This is a genomic window from Streptomyces sp. NPDC047043, from assembly GCF_040644055.1.
Taxonomy (GTDB): domain Bacteria; phylum Actinomycetota; class Actinomycetes; order Streptomycetales; family Streptomycetaceae; genus Streptomyces.
In genome coordinates this window covers 152180-166063 of the sequence record NZ_JBEYVO010000008.1, presented here as the reverse complement: position 1 = coordinate 166063, position 13884 = coordinate 152180, and the positions used below count along the sequence as shown (strand labels likewise).

At 70.2% G+C, this 13884-nt stretch carries 14 protein-coding genes; 8 read left to right on the top strand and 6 right to left on the bottom strand.

Annotated elements, in window-relative coordinates; all coding sequences use genetic code 11:
• Nucleotides 1-5: 5 nt before the first annotated feature.
• Nucleotides 6-1700: a hypothetical protein gene (locus tag ABZ880_RS14545; protein ID WP_361261358.1), complete on the bottom strand. Its 1695-nt coding sequence runs from the start codon at nt 1698-1700 to the stop codon at nt 6-8.
• A 181-nt stretch (nt 1701-1881) separates the two neighbouring features.
• Here ABZ880_RS14545 and ABZ880_RS14540 point away from each other — a divergent pair, with 181 nt between their 5' ends.
• Nucleotides 1882-3096: a chitinase gene (locus tag ABZ880_RS14540; protein ID WP_361261355.1), complete on the top strand. Its 1215-nt coding sequence runs from the start codon at nt 1882-1884 to the stop codon at nt 3094-3096.
• A 224-nt stretch (nt 3097-3320) separates the two neighbouring features.
• Nucleotides 3321-3893 carry a hypothetical protein gene (locus ABZ880_RS14535; protein WP_361261353.1) on the top strand — a complete coding sequence of 191 codons (573 nt, stop codon included), beginning with the start codon at nt 3321-3323 and terminating at the stop codon, nt 3891-3893.
• Here ABZ880_RS14535 and ABZ880_RS14530 read toward each other — a convergent pair.
• Together ABZ880_RS14530 and ABZ880_RS14525 are read right to left on the bottom strand one after the other, a co-directional pair.
• The gene (locus tag ABZ880_RS14530; RefSeq protein ID WP_361261837.1) at nt 3877-4548 is read right to left on the bottom strand and encodes a DUF4389 domain-containing protein; all 672 of its coding nucleotides are present in this window, start codon (nt 4546-4548) and stop codon (nt 3877-3879) included. The genes ABZ880_RS14535 and ABZ880_RS14530 overlap by 17 nt on opposite strands.
• Nucleotides 4549-4710: 162 nt before the next feature.
• The gene (locus ABZ880_RS14525) at nt 4711-5409 is read right to left on the bottom strand and encodes an alpha/beta fold hydrolase (protein WP_361261350.1); all 699 of its coding nucleotides are present in this window, start codon (nt 5407-5409) and stop codon (nt 4711-4713) included.
• A 202-nt stretch (nt 5410-5611) separates the two neighbouring features.
• Between ABZ880_RS14525 and ABZ880_RS14520 the strand changes: the two genes are divergently transcribed.
• Nucleotides 5612-6334, top strand: coding sequence for an FAD binding domain-containing protein (locus tag ABZ880_RS14520; protein ID WP_361261347.1), 723 nt, complete (start codon nt 5612-5614; stop codon nt 6332-6334).
• Here ABZ880_RS14520 and ABZ880_RS14515 read toward each other — a convergent pair.
• A complete protein-coding gene (locus ABZ880_RS14515) occupies nt 6324-7025 on the bottom strand; it encodes a hypothetical protein (RefSeq protein ID WP_361261344.1) in 702 nt (233 codons plus the stop codon). The two genes, ABZ880_RS14520 and ABZ880_RS14515, sit on opposite strands and share 11 nt — an antisense overlap.
• A gap of 23 nt (nt 7026-7048) precedes the next feature.
• Nucleotides 7049-7972 carry an SDR family NAD(P)-dependent oxidoreductase gene (locus tag ABZ880_RS14510; protein ID WP_361261341.1) on the bottom strand — a complete coding sequence of 308 codons (924 nt, stop codon included), beginning with the start codon at nt 7970-7972 and terminating at the stop codon, nt 7049-7051.
• A gap of 145 nt (nt 7973-8117) precedes the next feature.
• Here ABZ880_RS14510 and ABZ880_RS14505 point away from each other — a divergent pair, with 145 nt between their 5' ends.
• Nucleotides 8118-8981, top strand: coding sequence for a helix-turn-helix transcriptional regulator (locus ABZ880_RS14505; protein ID WP_361261338.1), 864 nt, complete (start codon nt 8118-8120; stop codon nt 8979-8981).
• Nucleotides 8982-8985: 4 nt separating this feature from the next.
• On the opposite strand, the gene ABZ880_RS14500 is transcribed toward ABZ880_RS14505, so the two are convergent.
• Entirely contained in the window at nt 8986-9726 is a 741-nt protein-coding gene (locus ABZ880_RS14500) for a GntR family transcriptional regulator (RefSeq protein ID WP_361261335.1), read from the bottom strand.
• 211 nt (nt 9727-9937) lie between these two features.
• Here ABZ880_RS14500 and ABZ880_RS14495 point away from each other — a divergent pair, with 211 nt between their 5' ends.
• Genes ABZ880_RS14495 through ABZ880_RS14480 form a run of 4 tightly spaced genes read left to right on the top strand, consistent with a single transcriptional unit; the run spans nt 9938 to nt 13869 of the window.
• Nucleotides 9938-11089, top strand: coding sequence for an extracellular solute-binding protein (locus ABZ880_RS14495; RefSeq protein WP_361261333.1), 1152 nt, complete (start codon nt 9938-9940; stop codon nt 11087-11089).
• Complete coding sequence (locus ABZ880_RS14490) at nt 11086-11985, top strand: ABC transporter permease (protein ID WP_361261330.1); 900 nt, start codon at nt 11086-11088, stop codon at nt 11983-11985. Before ABZ880_RS14495 ends, ABZ880_RS14490 begins: the two co-directional genes overlap by 4 nt.
• Nucleotides 11973-12788: an ABC transporter permease subunit gene (locus ABZ880_RS14485; RefSeq protein ID WP_361261328.1), complete on the top strand. Its 816-nt coding sequence runs from the start codon at nt 11973-11975 to the stop codon at nt 12786-12788. Before ABZ880_RS14490 ends, ABZ880_RS14485 begins: the two co-directional genes overlap by 13 nt.
• Nucleotides 12789-12792: 4 nt before the next feature.
• On the top strand, nt 12793-13869 hold the full coding sequence (locus tag ABZ880_RS14480) for an ABC transporter ATP-binding protein (protein WP_361261326.1): 1077 nt from the start codon (nt 12793-12795) through the stop codon (nt 13867-13869).
• Nucleotides 13870-13884 lie beyond the last annotated feature (15 nt).

Genomic DNA, 13884 nt, shown 5'->3' with positions numbered 1-13884 from the left:
TGCGTTCAGTCCTCGCCGGTGCAGCAGTCGTCCTTCGTCGCTGAACCCTGGGCGGTCTCCATACGGCAGAAGCAGGACGCCTCGATCGGTACGTCCGCCGTGGCGGTGGCCAGCTTCAGCTGCTGGGCCACGATCTGCGCCTCGCCGTCCTTGCCGAGCCGTACGAGGCACTCGTGGAAGCCGTGCAGGGACCAGACGTTGCCCGGATGCTGCTGGGCGCGCGGCAGGGTGGCGTCCAGGCCCAGGTCGGCGCGGTAGACGGCCTCGGCCTCGGCGACCAGGCCCTGTTCCAGGAGCAGTGCGCCGTACGCATGGCGGGTGGGCTGCATCCAGCCCCACGGCTCGTCGTACGGCAGGCCGTCGTCGAGTTCGATCGACCGGCGCAGGGCGGCGAACGCCGCTTCGTGGTTGCCCTTGCGGTAGTCGAGCTCGCCGTCCAGCATCTCGGCGGCGATCGCCAGGATGTCCGCGCAGGTGTTGTTGAACAGCATGCGTGTGTCGGGGACCCGGGCGACCGCGGCACGGAAGAGTTCGCGCTCGGCCTCGGCCTCGTCGATGCGGCCCGTGGCCGAGAGCGCGACGCCGCGCGCGTAGTGCAGCATCGCCGTGGTCACGCAGTACAGCCGCGCGTCGGCGGGCAGCGGAAGGGCGAGGATGTCGTCCCAGCGGCCGAAGCGGATGAGCACGTGCACCCGCATCGCGAGGAAGCCCTCCAGCCAGTCGGCCATGGGCGGGCTCTGCACGCGCATCAGGTCCTCGGGCACGGCGGCTTCGAGCCGGTGCACGGTCTCGATCGCGTCCTGGAAACGGCCGAGGAACATCGCACCGTAGATCTTGAAGTGGAGGTTGTGGCACCGGTAGAGGGTGTAGAAGTTCATCGCCCCGGCCTGGGCGTGGAACTTCTCGTCGACTTCGATCGCCGCGGTGTTGTCGGAGACGACTCGGCGGTAGTCGCCGCAGAGCACTTCGAGATGGGACGGCATGTGCTGCAGATGTCCGGCGTCCGGCACGAGACCGCGCAGCCGTTCACCGGCGGGCAGGGCGATCTCGGGGGTCGGGGACATCTCCATCAGGTGGATGTACATGTGGAGCAGGCCCGGGTGCCGTCCGCCTGCTTCCGTGGCGAGTGCTCGCTCCAGCGCGGCCCTGGCCTCGACGGTGCGCGCGCCGGAAGCCGGTTTGCCCGTGCGGAGGTCCCACAGCTGCCAGGGGGTGAGGTTCATCAGGGCGTCGGCGTACAGGGTGGCCACGTCGAGATCGTCGGGAACCAGTCCGTGGACGGCTCGCATGCTGTCGGCGTAGGCGATGTTCCACACCGAGCACTCCTCGACGGCCGGGGCCCGGTGCTGCGGATAGCGGGCGCTCAAGGCGTCGATGAGAGCCTGCTCGACCGGGGTGGCAGCGGCGGCCTTCGCCTGGGCGCGCCGGACGGCCGCGTGCGTGCGCTCCACCGTCCGCGCCAGGTCCTGCTCGTCGAAGAACTCCCAGGGCTTGTTGTAGTTGGGGCCGAGGGCGTAGGCGATGCCCCAGTCGGCCATGGCGCAGTCGGGGTCCGCCGCGGCGGCGGCCTCGAAGCAGCGGACGGCCTCTTCGTGGTTGAAGGCGTAGGTCCAGTTCAGTCCGCGGTCGAACCACGACTGCGCTTCGGGGGACGAGGTCGTCACGCGTCGGCCGTGGCTGCCGAGGTCGTAATAGGTCACGAGTCACGAAATACCGCACATCGGCCGTAACACACAAGCCCCACCACCTGCACGGACAGTGGCATCGCAAAGGAACCGTATGGTCTAGACCAAGAAGCCGTCTGGTCTAGTCCAGAGCGTGGACATGCCACAAGCTCGGCGGGAAGCTGGGGCACTCCCCCACCCCCACCGGAGGCACACCGTGAGACGTCTTCGTGCATGTCTGGGCGCAGCCGCCGCCGTCGGACTCACCGCCGCGGGCACCACAGCCCTGGTAGCGGGCAACGCCTCGGGCGCCACCACCGCGCTCGACAACCGCTGGTACGCGGCGGCCCCCTATCTGATGCCACTGGACAACGACCCGCCGGACCCGGCCGCCATCATGGACGCCACCGGCCTCAAGGCCTTCCAGCTCGCCTTCGTCCTCGCCCCCAACGGCGGTGGCTGCTCGCCCACTTGGGGCGGCACGACTCCGGTCTCCTCGGACACCGCCGTGCAGTCCGTCATCGACGGCATCCGTGCCAAGGGCGGCGACGTGTCCGTCTCCATCGGCGGCTACGGCGGCACGAAGCTCGGCCAGACCTGCTCGGACGCGGCGGCGACGGCGGCCGCGTACCAGCAGGTCATCACCAAGTACGGCCTCCACGCGATCGACTTCGACCTGGAGGAGCCGGAGTACGAGAACACGGCGGCGATCAAGAACGAGATCGGCGCCGCGAAGATACTCCAGCAGAACAACCCCGGGCTGTACGTCTCCGTCACGACGGCCGGCACGGCGGACGGCACCGGCTGGTTCGGCAAGCAGATGCTGCTGGAGGCGAAGTCGCAGGGCTTCACGCCGAACAACTTCTCCATCATGCCGTTCGACGGCGGCTTCAACGGCGCGTCCTCGCAGACCAGCGCGCTGACCAACTTCAACGCCATCCTGCAGTCGACGTTCGGCTGGGACCAGGCGACGGCCTATGCCCATGAGGGCTTCTCCGGCATGAACGGGCGCAGCGACACCGGCGAGATCTTCACCCAGGCCGACTTCCAGACCGTGCTGGACTACGCCACCAGCCACAACATGGACCGCTTCACCTTCTGGTCCCTCAACCGCGACCGCCAGTGCACGCCGCCCGACAACGGCGGCCGCACATCGGGCACTTGCTCCAGCGTGGCGCAGAACGCCTGGGACTTCGCGAAGTATTCGGTGAAGTTCGCGGGCGCCACCCCGCCGACCTCGACGCCCACCCCGACCCCCACACCGACTCCGACGCCCACCGGGTGCAAGGCCGCCTGGAGTTCGAGCTCGGTGTACACCGCGGGTGACGAGGTCTCGTACAACAAGCACAACTGGAAGGCCAAGTGGTGGACGCAGAACGAGGCGCCGGCCGCGACGGACTGGGGTCCGTGGCAGGACGAGGGGGCGTGCTGATTCCGGCTCCCTCCCGGCGACGGCGCGTGTGGCCGGATCCGTTCCCCCGCTCGGCCCGCCCTCTGCCCACTGGGTATCCCTGCGCATAGGGCGAAGCGGACTGCGTTGGGGGGGCCGGCACTGTGGCGCGCGGATGGTGGACTTCCAGCCCCTTTCCGTCACACCGATCACAGCGGCGGCACACCGTGGCGTCCCTGCAAGCACAGGGACGCCACGGGCCCGGGTTGCGCGACGTACTGCCGGCGCTCGCCGGAGTGTGTGCCGCCTGGTGCTCGGTGGTCGCCGTACTCGCCGCGGGCTATCGAGCACTCGGAATCGGCTTTCCCCTCGGAGGACTCGCCCTTCTGGTCCTCCTCGTCGTGCTGGGAGTCCGGCGCCGACGTCCGGCGGCACGCCGGCGGCTCGGCTACTACGACCCCGGCGAGCTGCTCGAACTCGACACCGAGGGACTCGCGTTGGCCGTGGCCCGGATGCTGCGCCGGGACGGGTGGCGCGTACGGCTGCTGCCCGCGCCGGACCGGCCGCGGCTCTGCGCCCGGGACAGCAGCGGCCGGCAGCTCGACGTGGCCTTCCGGCCGGTCGCGGAGCCCCTCCCCGACGAGGACGTGCCGCACACTCAGTGGCACGGCACGGACACCGCTCCGCATCTTCAACTGGTCGTGCACCGCGGCACTTTCCGAGACCGTGACATCCGTTGGGCCCGGCGTCAGGGCAAGACCTGCCTGCTCGACGGCTCCTCGCTCAGGCGCTGGGGCCAGGGCACTCGTCTGAGCGAGCTGCTCACGCCCGGTCGGTGACGCGGACCGGGGAGTCCTGGCCGCCCGGGTCGAGGCGGAACGGCGGGTACTGATCCGTCATCAGTGCGGCATAGGCAGCCACCCGAGCGGTCCAGCGTGCCAGGCCCAGCAGGAAGTCGAAGAGGTGAACCGGGTAACGGGCGGTGAACGCCAGGATGATCACAGCGACCAGTGAGAGGAAGGGGATCAGACCGCCGCCACGCCAGCCGTCCCCCTCTCCCCAGCCCCAGCCACCGACGAAAATGCCGACGACGATGTACTGCGGGATCACCAGCAACCACCACTTCACCAGGACCAGACCGCGGGAGAGACGCTCGGGATGGGCGACGTCGAAATGCGCCGGGTAGTCGGGCACGTCCGCCAGGGTGAATGGAGGGTAGCGGTCGGTGCCGAGCGCGGTGTGGGCGTAGTAGCTGACACGCCAGTTCCAGCGCATTACGCCGACATTGAAGTCGAAGAGTGATCGGGGGTAGCGGCCGGTGAAGAGAATGGCGAAGAAGGCGACGACGGTCACGAAGACAAACGCGATCCACAAGAAGAACAGCACGATGTAGTGCGGGATCGCGAGGAGCCACTTCACCAGCCACAGCCATCTGGACAGCCGGGGATCGAGAAACGCCTCGATACGCACAGGCGACGCGGTGACAGGAATCATGTGGCCCACTCCTTTCGAGCGTTACCGCCCGACGGCCACCCGTCCATGCCCTCCCCCGGACGGGCAGGCGGCAGGGCGGTCACCTGATCATGAATTCAGGCTCGCACGAGAGGTGGGAGGCCGCGACTCGGGTGCATCCCGCTCGGCACCCCTCGGGTCCGGCTAGAGGTCGATCGTGCCGTCCGCCGCGCAGGCCTTCGCGGCCAGCCCCTGCGCGTCCGGATCAGGCTGCAGTATCTGCGCGACGATCTCGCCCGTGGCCCGGTGCCAGTCGCCGCTTCGGCGGAGCATCGCGTGGTCTCCGCCCTTGACCACGACCATGCCGGCCTGGGCCCCGGCGGCCCGGGCCCGGCGCACGTAGTCCGCCGATTCGGCGGGAGACGTCACGCGGTCGCGGTCACCCTGCACGACCACCATCAGCACACCGCCGAGATGGGCGGCGGAGTCCTGGGGCGGACACCACGGTGCCAGGGCGAGCACACCGTGCACCAGCGGGTGCGACGCGGCACGCAGGGCCGCTCTCGCGCCCATCGAGTGCCCCACGAGGATGGTGGGCACGTCGCCGACCATCCGCTCGAGTTCGTCGAGCGCCCGCAGTGCGTCCTGGGCGGGATCGCTGTCGTTCCAGCCCTGGTACCGGTAGCGGACCTGCCCGAGCAGGACGTCCCCGGGCGAGGCCGCCGCGGCGGCCCGCAGAACCGGGTGCATACGGAGCGCGGCCGGCTGCCAAGGGCGAGCCGCCCGGCGGCTCACCTCGCGCCCGCCGTGCAGCGTCACGATCGCCGCGGTCGCGGCTTCGCTCGGCGCGTGCCGCACCATCAGCGCGGACTCGTTGCGCTGCACGTCCCCACCAGCCCTCATCGCTACGGCACCTCTCCCGTCCGGACTCCCCCATCCTCCCCCAGAGATCCGGAGCGCCGACTGCGCGGGGGGCGCACGAGGCGGAGAAGTGAGCCCTGTACGCGCCTCCACGCAGACGGTGAAAATGCGCCAGGTCGACGGTCTCGTGGCCGGGTCGTCGTGCACCTCAGCTCCAACTCGTCGAGAAAGCAGGTCGGCTCCCGTGCTGCTACGTCTGCCCGAGTCCGTGTCCGAAGCGCAGGAGTGCATGGCGGAGGGAGCGGTGCCCATCGGCGGGGCGACGCTCGTCTGGGCGGGCTGGCAACAGGACGGTTTTCCCGCGCAGGCCATGTCGCTGCGCAACCTCCCGGAGGCCAACGTCATCGCGCGCGGGACGCTCGGTTCCGCCGTCGTGCTGAACCGGATCGACGACCGCGTGCCCGAGGTCCTCGCACAGGCGGCCGCCACGGTGGGCACCGGAGCCGTCCGCCGCACGGCCACGGTCGGCGGCAACCTCGTCGGCAGCACACTGCGCTGTCTGCTGCCCGCCGCCCTGGTGCTGGACGCCCGGGCGACAGTGCTCGACCAGGACCGGGTCTACGAGACCGACCTCGCCGAAGTCCTGGCCAAGCGCCATCTGCTGCTCAGCCTCCACTGGCGCGAACCGCTCACCAGCAGCTACCGCAAGCTGCCCGGCGAGGCGGGCGGACCCCCGCCGTTCGTCGTCGCCGCCGCGGTGCGCACCGACGACGAAGGCCGCAACCGCCTTCATGTGGCCGTCCGCGACGGCTACGACGTACTCACGGCCGACGTCGCCTGCGCCGACGGGAGCGAGGAGGCGATCGGCGCGCTGAGGGGCACGGCCATCGGCTCACTGCCCGCCGCGGTGTGGGATGTCGTACGGGAACACGTCACCCATCTGCTGGCTCGCCCGGTCAGTCGGTGAGACCCGGCACGTCCAGCACCTCGGCGGGCTTCGGGGCCTGGACGTCCAGCGGTTCGTCGAAGTCGCGGAATGAGGTGGTGGTGCGGTACCTGGCTCCCTTGTAGACCGTCCTGAGGAGGTACGGCTTGCCGTCGGTGGCCACATAGAACGTGTACGTGCCGCCCTTGTCCTGCTTGTCGGTCACGATCAGCGCGAGAGCGTCCCTGCCGTCGATGCGGGTCGTCTCGCCCTTCGTCGCCGTGCCGAAGGAGCCGAAGGGCCATTCACAGGAGACGAGACCCTGTTCGCTGTCCTTCGCCTCGTCGACGGGCGACTTCGTCCACAGCTTCTGTTCACTGCTGACGTTCGTGTCGCCGCTCCACTTCTGGAGGTAGACGCGGTCCGGGCGGACGTAGTCCGTGTCGCCGATCCGGATCTGCTCGAGACTTCCGCCTTCGGACCAACTCATCTTGGCTCTGCACCGGTTGCCGAGGTCGGTCACGAGGCGGGTGGTGACGGTACCGCCCTTCGCCGGGTTGCTGGTGAACTCGATCCGCACCGACTTCAGCCCGCTCATCGCGTCGTTGGCGTCGTCGAACATCTCCTCGGCGGACCTCTCGTCAGCGGTGCCCCCGGCGCCACATCCCGATGCGGCTGCTCCCGTCAACAGGCACGTCAGCGCGGTCGTCACCACGGCGGCCTTGTTCCGCATGGAACCCCCTGTCCAGTCCATGATCAGGCGGGAGAGCCTACCAACCGTTCGGCGGCGTCCCAGAGTTCACCCTCACGCTCCGGGTCGTACGACTCCGCCGAGGACCGAGCCACCCGCGCTCGGTCGACGTAGGAACCGGTCGGCGCGCAGAGCGTGCCGAGGACCAGGTCGGCGAGGTGCCGGCCAGCGGCCGTACGGGGGGTGGCGAACGGGGTGAGGGTGAGCACCGGCAGGATGCGGCGCATCGCGAAGCGGGAGAGGGCGTCCGCGTGGCGGGCCAGATCGGTGCCGGGAACGAAGCCGGGGTTGTAGGCAACGGCGTCGATGCCGGCGGGCAGACGGCGTGCGTACTCGTGGACGAGATGGATGGCGGCCAGTTTGCTCGTCGAGTACGCGGTGCGACCGGCGGCCGTGGTGTGCGGCTCGGGGAAGGCGCCCGGGCGGGCGAGAGTGTCGGGGGCGCGCCAGGCCGGGCCGGGGACCATGCCCAGGTTGTGCCGGAAGTCGCCGAAGTGGGTGTCGCTGACGGTGATCACGATCCGGGCGGGGCGGGCGAAGCGCTCCTGGAGTCGGCGGACGAGCAGGTGGTTGGCCAGGACGTTGACGGCGAATGTGGCCTCGTGGCCTTCGGGTGTCTCAGTGAGCGCGTTCGTGTACTGGATGCCCGCGTTGCCCACGAAGCCGTGCAGGGGCGGCAGTTCACCGCGGTCGAGCCGGTCACCGATCTCGCCGGCCGCCGAGCGGACGCTCTCGAGTGACCGGAGGTCTGCCGTGACATGCGTGACCTTCCGCCCGGCTGTCGCACCCAGTTCGGCGGCCAGTTGCGGACCGGAGGAGCCGCGGGCCACGACGAGGAGGTGCGTGTCCGGCGAGTCACGCAGGATGCGCTCCGCTGCGATACGGCCGATTCCGCGGCCGGCACCCGTCATCACGATGGTGGACTGCATGTACGGCTCCTTCGCCGGTCGGAATCCGATGAGAGCGGTGCGCCACCCACGCTCGTCTCTCTCCGCCCCGGCAGCCAGGGCCGCCCGCGACGGTAGGACCGGCAGTACCCAGGCTGATGCGGGCACGGGTGACGACAATGGCCGTATGGCTGCCTCCCGCTCCGACTTCGGCTCGCTCCTGCACGCCTGGCGCGACCGGCTCTCCCCCGCCGACGCCGGCTTCACCGCCACGGCCGGTCGGCGCGCCCCGGGGCTGCGTCGTGAGGAGCTCGCACAGCTGGCCGGCCTCTCCGTCGACTACGTACTGCGCCTGGAGCAGGGGCGCGCACAGCACCCGTCGGCCCAGGTCGTCGGCGCCCTCGCCCGGGCCCTGCAGCTCTCGCGGACCGAACGCGACGAGCTCTACCGGAGCGCCGGGCTGCTGCCGCCGCGGGACGCCACGATCCACACGCACGTGCCTCCGGGCGTCCAGCGGCTCACCGCACGCCTGGCCGACGTCCCCATCGGGGTGTTCTCCGCCGACTGGAGCCTGGTGTGGTGGAACGCCATGTGGTGCGCCCTGCACGGGGATCCCGAGACGCTGCCGGTCGCCGAACGCAACCTCGCCCGCGCCGTGTTCGGCGACGGACCCGCACACGCCGCGCTGCGTCCGTTCCGCTCCGAGCGAGAGGACGACGCCTTCGCCGCGTCGATCGTCGCCGACCTCAAGCACGCCGTGTCCCGTTACCCCGCCGACGTCCGACTGGCCCGCCTGGTGGAGAACTTGAGAGACGCGTCTCCTGCCTTCGCCGACTACTGGGTCACGGCTACGGCCTCCCAGCACACCAGCGACCGTAAGACCGTCGAGCACCCCGAGGTCGGTGACATCGTGCTCGACTGCGACGTCCTCGTCGTACCGGGTGCGGACCTGCGGATGGTCACCTACACGGCGGCGGCCGGGAGCAGCGACGCGGGCAAGCTGGACCTCCTGCGCGTCACGGGCGGTCGGACCTCCCCGACGCTTCCCTGACGCGTCACTCGGCCGTCTTGCGGGCCAGCGCGTTGTTGTCGATGGAGTTGTGCACGCTGAAGCTCACGGCGTCCGAGCGGTAGCGGTCGTCCGACCACTCCACCGGGCGTCCCTCGCGGGTCGTGGTCACGCGGCGGACCCGCAGCAGAGGGCTGGTGCGGCGGATGCCGAGCAGGTCCGCGTCCTGGGCGCTGGCCGCGACGGCGTCGATGACGTGTTCTCCGTATGCGAAGACCAGGCCCGTGCTCTCGAACAGCAGCTGGGTGACGGACGCGGCATCGGGGTCGATGAGCTCGACGGCGGGTGAGATCCAGTCGGCGTACACGGTGCGCTCCACCAGGACCGGTTCGCCGTCCAGGCCGCGCACCCGCAGGACGTGCAACACCCTTGTGCCCTCGCGCAGTTGGAGCCGGGCGGCGTCCTGCGCGGTGGCGGGCAGGTACTCCTGCGCCACGACGCGCCCGGTCGCCTCCCGGCCCATGGCGCGCGCCCACTGGGCGAAGCTGCGCAGTTCGGCGAAGCTCTGGCTGCGGCGGCTGGCCAGGACGACACGGCGGGCGCCCTGTCGGGAGCCGATGAGGCCCTCGGCGGTCAGGGCCGCGACGGCCTGGCGGACCGTGCCGCGGGAGACGCCGTAGTGGGTGGCGAGTTCGGACTCGGAGGGCAGCCTGCCGCCCACCGTGTACTCCTCGCGGTCGATCGCCCGCCGCAGTTCGTCGGCGATCTCCTCGTGTCGCGTCGGCACCGTTTCCCTCCGAGTCGGCAGCTGTGCACAGCGTGACCACCCTAATCGAGACCGGCGGGTGACTGCGCTTACCCCGAACTGTGCAGGGATTGGGAGGTCACAATTTCGCCACTGTTTACGAACGCGTCACCACAGACAGCATTACTGAGGCCAACTTGTTCAGACAAGTTGCCGCCTCTTGTGCGTCCCCTGCACCCCTTCTGGAGTCACCGTGTCCCAGCCGAGAACAGCCGTCCTGACCGGCTCCCTCGCCGTCGTAGCCGCGCTCGCCCTGAGTGCCTGCGGCGCCGCTCCCGACAACGCGTCGACGACCGCCGACGGCAAGAACGCCGCCACCGCCACCTCCGCCGCCGACTTCGGCGGTATGGACGCGCTGGTGAAGGCGGCCAAGAAGGAGGGCACGCTGCACGCCATCGCGCTGCCCCGCGACTGGGCCAACTACGGCGCGCTGATCGACGGCTTCACGAAGAAGTACGGCATCAAGATCCAGGTCGAGAACCCGGACGGCTCCAGCCAGGACGAGATCAACGCCGTCACCTCCCGCAAGGGCCAGGACCGCGCGCCCGACGTCCTCGACCTCGGCTCCTCCTTCGCGCTCAGCGCCGCCCAGCAGGGCCTGCTCGCGCCGTACAAGGTCGCCTCGTACGCGGACATCCCCACCGGCCAGAAGGACCCGAAGGCGCGCTGGTACAACGACTACGGCGGCTACATCTCGATCGGCTGCGACGCCAAGCGTGTGAAGGCCTGTCCGACGACCTTCGCGGACCTGCTCAAGCCGCAGTACAAGGGGCAGGTCGCGCTCAACGGGAACCCCACCAAGTCGGGTTCGGCCTTCGGTGGTGTGTACGCGGCCGCGCTCGCCAACGGTGGCTCCTTCGACAACATCCAGCCCGGTCTGGACTTCTTCGCCAAGCTGAAGAAGAACGGCAACTACACGCCCGTCGAGTCGACTCCGGCGACCGTCGAGAAGGGCGAGACGCCGATCAGCATCGACTGGGACTACCTGAACGCCGGTTACGCCGACGAGTTCAAGTCCAAGGGCGTCGACTGGAAGGTGTCGGTCCCGAGCGACGGCCAGTTCTCCCAGTACTACTCCCAGGCCATCAACAAGGACGCCCCGCACCCGGCGGCCGCCCGTCTGTGGCAGGAGTACCTGTACAGCACCGAGGGCCAGAACCTGTGGCTCAAGGGGTACGCCCGTCCGGCGCTGATGACGGCCATGGAGAAGGCCGGCACGCTCGACAAGACCGCGGCCGCCAAGCTGCCGAAGGTCTCCGGTACGCCGTCCTTCCCGACCGAGGCCCAGCAGAGCAAGGCCAAGACGGTCATCGCGCAGGGCTGGGCGAAGGCCGTCTCCGGATGACGGCCACCCTCACGGGCGTGGACGTGGCGCCGCCGGTCGCTTCGGCGAAGCGGCGGCGCCGTGCCCCCGGCTGGCTCGCCGTCGTCCCGCTGCTCGTGTTCACCGCGATCGCCTTCGGGGTCCCGGCGATCGCCATGCTGAACGGTGCGTTCAGCATCAAGGACCAGGCCACGGGCGCCAGTTCGTACAGCGCCGAGAACCTGACGACATCGCTGCACGGCGCCTACCTGACCGCCCTGCTCGGCAGCGTGAAGCTGTCCGCGGTCTCCGCGGGCATCGGCACTGTGCTCGGGCTGCCGCTCGCGCAGGTCGTGGTCACCTCCCGGTTCCAGGCACTGCGCAACGCCGCGCTCACCGCGTCCGGTGTGCTCGCCAACTTCGGCGGCATCCCGCTGGCATTCGCCTTCGTCGCCACGCTCGGCAACGCCGGTGTGCTGACACGGCACCTGGGCCTCACGGACAAGGGCTGGGATCTCTACAGCTTCTGGGGCCTGGTCATCGTCTATCTGTACTTCCTGATCCCGTTGATGGTGCTCACGATCATGCCGGCGCTGGAGGGCCTGCGCTCCCAGTGGCGGGAGGCTGCGCAGAACAACGGGGCCACGGCCGTGCAGTACTGGCTGCACGTCGCCCTGCCCGTGCTGCTGCCCTCGCTGCTGGGCGGGTTCGTGCTGCTCTTCGGTAGCGCGTTCGCCGCCTACGCCACCGCCGCGGCGATGGTGGGCAGTTCGGTCCCGCTGGTCACCCTGCAGATCGCCGACGCCATCTCCGGCAACGTGCTCGTCGGCCAGGAGAACGTGGCGCTCGCGCTCAGCCTCGACATGGTCCTGGTCGCGGGCCTCGTGATGGCCGTGTATCTGCCCCTGCAACGACGGAGTACGCGATGGCTCGCCTGAACCCGTGGCGGTGGGTCGTCCTCGGCCTCGCCGCGCTGTACTTCCTGGTGCCGCTGGCCGCGTCCGTGGTCTTCACCGTGGACGTGCCCGGGCAGGGCGTCACCTTCGACGCCTACTCGCAGATCATCTCCACCGACGGCTTCGTCTCCAGCCTGCTGCTCTCGCTGGAGCTGGCGCTCGCGACCATCGCGATCGTGCTGCTGCTGATGGTGCCCGCCATGGTGGCGCTGCGGCTGGGCGCGCCCCGGCTGCGGCCGGTGGTCGAGGTGATCTGCCAACTGCCGCTGGTCGTCCCGCCGATCGCGTTCGTCGCCGGGATCTCGACCGTCCTGAAGTGGGGCCCCGAGTACCTGTCGCGGACCCCGCTGTTCGAGACGTTCGTAGCGGTCCAGAACCCGAGCTTCCCCTTCGTGCTGGTCATGGCGTACGTCGTGATGGCGCTGCCGTTCGTGCACCGTTCGCTGGACGCCGGGCTGCGCGCGATCGACGTGCGGACGCTCGTGGAGGCCGCCCGCAGCTGCGGCGCGAGCTGGCCGCAGGCTCTCGTGCGGACCGTGCTGCCCAACCTGCGCGGGGCGCTGCTGAACGCCTCCTTCCTCACGCTCGCCCTGGTGCTCGGCGAGTTCACCGTGGCCCAGCTGCTCGGCTTCCAGCCGTTCGCCGTGTGGATCTACAGCGTCGGCGGCTCGCAGGCCCAGCTGTCCGTCGCCGTGTCCGTGCTCAGCCTGCTCGTCACATGGGCCCTGCTGCTCGCGCTCGCCGGTGTCGGCGGGCGGACCCGTACCGCTTCGTCCCGGGGATGAAACCATGACCGTCACCACGCTCGAGAAGACCACCGCGGAGAAGGCCGCCACGGTCGAATTCCGCGGCCTGCGCCGGGAGTTCGGGGCGACCGTCGCCCTGGACGGACTCGACCTGACCGTGCGGCCGGGTGAGTTCCTGGCGCTGCTCGGCCCGTCCGGCTGCGGCAAGACCACCGCGCTGCGCATGCTCGCCGGGTTCGAACACCCCGACTCCGGTGCGGTGCTGGTCGACGGCGAGGATGTCACCCAGGTGCCGGCCCACCGCCGGGACGCCGGGATGGTCTTCCAGTCGTACAGCCTCTTCCCGCATCTCAACGCCCTCGACAACGTCGCCTTCGGGCTGCGGATGCGGAAGGTGCGTACGGCCGAACGCCGTTCCCGTGCCGCCGAGTTGCTGGAGCTGGTCGGGCTCGCCGACAAGGGCGACCGGTTCCCGCACCAGCTCTCCGGCGGGCAGCAGCAGCGCATCGCGCTCGCCCGCGCACTCGCGCTGCGTCCGCGGGTGCTCCTGCTGGACGAACCGCTGTCCGCGCTCGACGCCAAGGTGCGGCTGACGCTGCGCGAGGAGATCCGGCGGCTGCAGCAGGAACTCGGCATCACCACCCTGTTCGTGACGCACGATCAGGAGGAGGCCCTGTCCGTCGCGGACCGGGTCGCCGTGATGCATGCGGGCAGGCTCGAACAGTGCGCCGAACCGGCCGAGTTGTACGGCCGTCCGGCCACCGCCTTCGTAGCCGAGTTCGTCGGCACGATGAGCCGGATTCCCGGGCGGCTGTCCGGAGAGACGGTCGAGGTCCTCGGGCTGCGGCTGCCCGCCGAGGGCACCCTTCCCGCGACGGCGGAGGTGGACGTGCTGGTGCGACCGGAGGCCGTGCACGTCACCGCGGACGACAACGGCGACGCCCGGGTGATCGCCACCGCGTTCCTCGGCGCGGCCATCCGCGTCACCGTGCGACTGGCCGACGGCACGGAGGTGAAGGCCGACCTGCCCACCCACGAGGCCGCCACGCTGGGCGCGGGATCCGCCGTACGGGTGTCGCTGCCCGAGCGGCCGGTCCTGGTCGCCGAGCGAGCGGCGTGAGGCACGCCCACCATT